The organism is Methylobacterium sp. B1, assembly GCF_000333255.1.
Classification (GTDB): domain Bacteria; phylum Pseudomonadota; class Alphaproteobacteria; order Rhizobiales; family Beijerinckiaceae; genus Methylobacterium; species Methylobacterium fujisawaense.
In genome coordinates this window covers 1-5,771 of record NZ_BACT01000193.1, presented here as the reverse complement: position 1 = coordinate 5,771, position 5,771 = coordinate 1, and the positions used below count along the sequence as shown (strand labels likewise).

At 69.6% G+C, this 5,771-nt stretch carries 7 protein-coding genes; all 7 read left to right on the top strand.

What is annotated here, in order from left to right:
- A partial coding sequence (locus I53_RS05110; RefSeq protein ID WP_043347404.1) for a flagellar hook capping FlgD N-terminal domain-containing protein occupies nt 1-629 on the top strand: 629 nt, incomplete at its 5' end.
- Between the two features lie 91 nt (nt 630-720).
- Nucleotides 721-996 (top strand): DUF1153 domain-containing protein, encoded by a 276-nt coding sequence (locus I53_RS05105; RefSeq protein WP_007569077.1) that lies wholly within the window; start codon nt 721-723, stop codon nt 994-996.
- A gap of 370 nt (nt 997-1,366) precedes the next feature.
- Complete coding sequence (gene fliF / locus I53_RS05100) at nt 1,367-2,995, top strand: flagellar basal-body MS-ring/collar protein FliF (RefSeq protein ID WP_043347402.1); 1,629 nt, start codon at nt 1,367-1,369, stop codon at nt 2,993-2,995.
- A gap of 25 nt (nt 2,996-3,020) precedes the next feature.
- The gene (locus I53_RS05095; RefSeq protein ID WP_043347401.1) at nt 3,021-4,079 is read left to right on the top strand and encodes a flagellar motor switch protein FliG; all 1,059 of its coding nucleotides are present in this window, start codon (nt 3,021-3,023) and stop codon (nt 4,077-4,079) included.
- Nucleotides 4,076-4,687 carry a FliH/SctL family protein gene (locus tag I53_RS05090; protein WP_043347399.1) on the top strand — a complete coding sequence of 204 codons (612 nt, stop codon included), beginning with the start codon at nt 4,076-4,078 and terminating at the stop codon, nt 4,685-4,687. Before I53_RS05095 ends, I53_RS05090 begins: the two co-directional genes overlap by 4 nt.
- A 10-nt stretch (nt 4,688-4,697) precedes the next feature.
- On the top strand, nt 4,698-5,030 hold the full coding sequence (fliN, locus tag I53_RS05085) for a flagellar motor switch protein FliN (RefSeq protein WP_012321962.1): 333 nt from the start codon (nt 4,698-4,700) through the stop codon (nt 5,028-5,030).
- Nucleotides 5,031-5,123: 93 nt separating this feature from the next.
- The coding region (locus I53_RS05080) for a sigma 54-interacting transcriptional regulator (protein ID WP_043347398.1) at nt 5,124-5,771 on the top strand (648 nt) is incomplete at its 3' end.

Here is a 5,771-nt window from a genome sequence, read left to right as displayed (position 1 = left end):
GCAGCAGCGGCAACTCCACCGAGATCGCCAGCAACTTCACGCAGTTCCTGACTCTGCTGACCACGCAGCTCAAGAATCAGAACCCCCTCGATCCGATGGACACCAATCAGTTCACCCAGCAGCTGGTCCAGTTCGCCGGCGTCGAGCAGCAGCTCAAATCGAACGACCGCCTCGACAGCATCCTGAGCGCGTCGCAATCGGCGAGTTCGGCCTCGGCCACGAGCTACATCGGCAAGACCGTGACGGCGGATGGAAGCGCGTCGCAGCTGTCCAAGGGCTCGGCCTCCTGGACGCTGACGCCCGCCCGGGCCGCCTCCAAGGCGGTGATCTCGATCCTCGATTCCCAGAACAACGTCGTGGCCACGCAGAGCACGACGCTGACCGCCGGAAGCCAGGCCTACACGTGGAACGGCAAGACCTCCGCGGGCCTGACCGCGCCGGATGGGAACTATTCGATCAAGGTCTCGGCCACCGACGCCACCGGCGCCACCGTGGCGGTCGACACGAGCCTCACCGGCACCGTCGACGAGGTCGATCTCAGCGGGACGACACCGGTGCTGATCATCGGCTCCCAGAAAGTGCCGCTGTCCAGCGTGCAGACCATCGGGTTGTCCACAAGTGGCACTTAACGAATCACATCCGAGTGACTCGCTTCAACATCTCTTAAGCGGGCGCAAGTACCTTCAATGCTCGACAGGTCAGTCGAGTGTAGAGCGTATCATGACCGAACCGAGCCGCCCGAGAGTGAAGTACGTGATCGGGCCCGACGGCAGCCCCCTGACGATCGCGGATCTTCCGCCCCCGAGCACCCGTCGCTGGGTGATCCGGCGCAAGGCCGAGGTCGTGGCCGCGGTGCGCGGCGGCCTTCTCAGCCTGGAGGAGGCGTGCAAGCGCTACACGCTGACCACCGAGGAATTCCTCAGCTGGCAGTTCTCCATCGACCAGCACGGTCTCGCCGGCCTGCGGACGACGCGGATCCAGCATTACCGCCACTGATTATCCGACGCCTCTGTCGGGCGCCATCGTTCCGGGATGCTGCAGACGCCCCCGGAACCCCAACACGACCGAGGGTGCCGAAACCCGGCGCGTCGGCGGCTCTGGATGACGGGCTCCGCTTCGCAATCCTGGACTGACGCGATGGCCTCACTCCCGCAGCGACCACGTCGACGGCGCCGGTGGGGTGGATCGCCCGAATCCGAGAACCCACGAAGCCGCGTCCGGACTCCGGGCGCGGCTTCGTGCTGTTCCGGCGCCCGCCTTTGGGCCTCGGTTGCGCGGCATTAACGCCTCGCTAACCACGACCTGGGCAATTTCTGCCGAGCGGGCCGCCGGGGTCCGCCAGCGTTAGAGTGCAGCGAATCCTCCCGTGAAGCCGGTCCTCGATCTCGTCACGAAGTTCGGACCGGCCCGGATCGCCGCCATGGCGGCGGTGACGCTGACCCTCATCGGCTTCTTCGCGTTCATCATCCTGCGGGTCTCGCGCCCCGATATGGGCGTGCTGTTCTCCGACCTGTCGATGCAGGATTCGGCCTCCGTGGTCCGCGAGCTGGACAGCCGCGGAATCCGCTACGAGACCCGGGGCGATGCCGGGCAGACGATCCTGGCTCCCCGCCCCGACCTCGCCAAGCTGCGCATGGACCTGGCCGGCAAGGGGCTGCCGACCCAGGCCGGGGTCGGCTACGAGATCTTCGACAAGGGCGATGCGTTCTCGTCCACCAACTTCGTGCAGAACGTGAATCACCTGCGCGCCCTGGAGGGCGAGCTGGCCCGCTCGATCCGGGCGATCGGCCGGGTCCAGGCGGCCCGGGTCCACCTCGTCCTGCCGGAGCGCCGCCTGTTCGAGCGCGACCGGGAGAGCCCGAGCGCCGCCATCGTGCTGAAGCTGATGGGCGACCTCGACGCCGGGCAGGTTCGGGCGATCCGCCATCTCGTGGCCTCCGCGGTCGAAGGCCTCAAGCCCGACCGGGTCTCGATCGTCGACGAGCGCGGCCGGCTGCTGGCGGACGGCGCCCGGGACGCGGGGACCGACGTCGCCAGCGGCTTCGAGGACCGGCAGGCCGCCCTCGAACGGCGCCTGCGCGGCCAGATCGAGGACGTGGTCGCCGGGATCGTCGGCACCGGCCGGGCCCGCGTCCAGGTCAACGCCGAACTCGACCTCAACCGGATCGAAAGCCGCTCCGAGACCTTCGATCCCGAGAGCCGCGTCGTGCGCTCCGCCCAGACCCGCACCGAATCGGCGGTCACCGGCAATGCCGAGGGGCAGGTCAGCGTCGGCAACGAGCTGCCCGGCGCCAATGGCGGCGACAAGGCGCCCACGCCGAAGGACGCGACGAACAAGAACGAGGAGACCACGAACTACGAGATCTCCCGCGTGACGAAGACCGAGATCGCCGAGGGCGGACGGATCAAGCGCCTGTCGGTCGCCGTCGTCCTCGACGGGGTGTACGCCACCGCGCCTGACGGAAAGCAGACCTACAGCCCGCGCACGCCCGCCGAGATCGAGCGGATCACCGCCCTGGTCCGCGGCGCGGTCGGCTTCGACAAGGCCCGCGGCGACCAGATCGAGGTGGTGAACCTGCGCTTCGCGGAGGCGCCGAGCGTGCCGCAATTCACCGAGCCCACGCTCATCCAGTCGCTGCTCGCCCCCACCAAGGAGGACGTGCTGCGGATGGCCGAACTCGCCGTCCTGGCGCTGCTCACCCTCATCGTCCTCCTCACGGTGGTCCGCCCCCTGGTGCGCCAGGTGCTCGCGCCGGTGCCTGAGGCGCCGGCTCTGGCCGCGGCCGGCATGGGCTTTCCCGGCGACGCCGTGGTTGCGGGTCCGAGCGGGACCGTGACGGTCATCGACCGCGACAATCCGACCGCGCGGCTGATGGAGTTCGCCAAGATCAACGGCCAGGTCCAGGCCGAGACGGTCCAGCGCGTGGTCGACATGGTCCGGGCGAGCCCGTCCGAGACCGTCGAGGTGCTGCGCACCTGGATCCAGGAAGAGTGAAGCGTAGGGCGTCGAGGGCAACACGATGGCGGCAGGTGCGGGACAGGGTTTGGCGAACACGCTGGCGACGGCGGGCGGCGATTCGTTCGCGGCGATGCCCGGTCCGCAGCGCGCCGCCGCGCTCCTGCTGATGCTCGGTGAGGAGGAAGGCGCGCCGATCTGGCAGGCGCTCGAAGAGGAGGAGATCAAGAAGGTCAGCGCCGCGATGGTCCAGCTCGGCACGCTGGAGGCGACGACCGTCGAGAAGCTGATCATCGAGTTCGTGACGAAGCTCGGCAACAGCGGCGGCATCTCGTCGAATTTCGAGCGGACCGAGGCGCTGCTCCTCAAGATCTTCCCGAGCGATCAGGTCTCGCTGATCATGGCGGAGATCAAGGGCGCGTCGGGCAAGCGCGTCTGGGCCTCGATCGCCCAGGTCGACCCGGAGATCCTCGCCTCGTTCCTGCGCAACGAGTACCCGCAGACCGTGGCGGTGGTGCTGTCGCGGGTGCGGGCCGACTACGCCGCCAAGGTGCTCACCATCCTGCCCGAGGATTTCGCCATCGACTGCCTCAACCGGATGCTGCGCATGGAGACGGTGCAGAAGGAGGCGCTGCGCCACATCGAGGAGACCCTGCGGGTCGAGTTCGTCTCCACCATCGCCCAGACCCAGCGCCGCGACGCCCACGAGATGATGGCCGACGTGTTCAACGCCTTCGACCGGCAGACGGAAGGCCGCTTCCTCGCCGCCCTGGACCAGGCCAACCGCGGCTCGGCCAAGCGCATCCGCGAGCTGATGTTCACCTTCGAGGACCTGCTGAAGCTCGATCCCGGCAGCGTCCAGACGCTGATGCGCTCGGTCGACAACGACACCCTGTGCCGCGCCCTGAAGGGCGGCAACGAGAGGACCCGGGCCTTCTTCATGCAGCAGATGTCGACCCGGGCTGCCAAGAACCTCACCGACGAGATGGCCGCCCTCGGGCCGGTCCGGCTCAAGGAGGTCGACGAGGCCCAGGCGAAGATGACCGAGATCGCCAAGGACCTCGCCGAGAAGGGCGAGATCATGATCGCCAAGAATAGCGCCGAGGAGGAGCTGGTCTATTGAGCGCCCAATCCGCCCGGAGCGCCAAGCCGTTCCTGTTCGAGACCGATTTCCGCAGCGCCCGCCCGAGCGCCGAGGCCCAGCGCGCCGCCGAGGCCGCGCTCCGCGCTGAGGCCGAGGCGCATGCCCGCGGCCTGCAGGAGGGACGTGCCCAGGCCGAGGCGCAGGTCCAGGGGCGGCTCGCCGACGCCATGACCCGCCTGGCGCTCGCCGCCGCGGGCCTGATCGCCCAGGCCGACGCCCGCGACACCGAGCGCGAGGCGCAAGCGGTCGAGGTGGCCATGCTGATCGCCCGCAAGGTGGCGGGCGACGCCCTCGATGCCGCCCCGCTCGCCGGCATCGGCGAGGCGGCCCGGACGGCGCTCCAACATCTGCGCGGCGTGCCGCACTTGGTGGTGCGGGTGCACGACAGCCTCGTCGAGGAGGTCGAGACCCTGGTGAAGCGCCTCGCCCGCGAGCGCGGCTACGAGGGCCGCCTCGTCGTCCTCGGCGACCCCGACATGGCGGCGGGCGACGCCCGCATCGAGTGGGCGGACGGCGGCATCGTCCGCGAGCGCGCCCGCATCGAGGCGGCGGTGCTGGACGCCCTCGGCCTGCCGACGAGCCTGTGAGGAGATCCTGATGTCCGACGATTTCAGCCTGCCCCAGCTCGGCGAGCACGACACCGACTACGCGGCGGGCTCGATCCGCGACGCGCCCACCACCCCGAAGACCGCCGCCGACCTGGAGCAGCTCTTCGACGTGCCCGTCATGGTCTCGGCGGTTCTGGGCTCAGCCCGGATGCCGATCGGCGACCTGCTGCGGCTGGCGCCCGGGGCGGTGCTCGAACTCGACCGGAAGGTCGGCGAGGCGATCGACGTGTTCGTCAACAACCGGCTGGTCGCCCGCGGCGAGGTCGTCCTCGTGGAGGATCGGCTCGGTGTGACGATGACCGAGATCGTCAAGGGTGAATGACCCGGGCGACCGAGAATGTGGCCCGGGCGCCGGCGACGGCCGCAGGCCAGTTCGGCGCGTAACCCGCGCCAGGATGTTTGAGAGGGACGAACCATGCGGCTCCTGATGATCGGGCGGCTCAATGGCGAGCTGATCACCGCCTCGAAGATTTGCATGCAGCGCGGCGCGTCGGTGACGCAGGCCGATGCCGTGCCGCAGGGCCTCAACGTCCTGCGCGCCCGGGGCGCCGACCTGATCATGATCGATGTCGGGCTGCCGATCCGCGAGCTCGTCACCGCCCTGGAGGCGGAGCGGATCCGCACGCCCGTGGTCGCCTGCGGCGTGTCGGCGGACGCGTCGGCCGCCGTGGCGGCGATCCGGGCCGGCGCCAAGGAGTACATCCCCCTCCCCCCCGACCCGGAGATGATCGCCGCGGTGCTGGAGGCGGTCGCCACGGATCGCGCGGCCTTCGTCTGGCGCGACCCGTCCATGGAGCGGGTGGTCAAGCTCGCCGAGCAGGTCGCGCGCTCCGAAGCCTCGGTGCTGATCACCGGCGAGAGCGGCACCGGCAAGGAGGTGCTGGCCCGCCACGTCCACCAGAAGTCCAACCGGGCGGGCAAGCCCTTCGTGTCGGTGAACTGCGCGGCGATCCCCGAGGCGCTGCTCGAATCCGAGCTGTTCGGCCACGAGAAGGGGGCGTTCACGGGGGCGGTCGCCCGACGGATCGGCCGGTTCGAGGAGGCCAATGGCGGCACGCTGCTC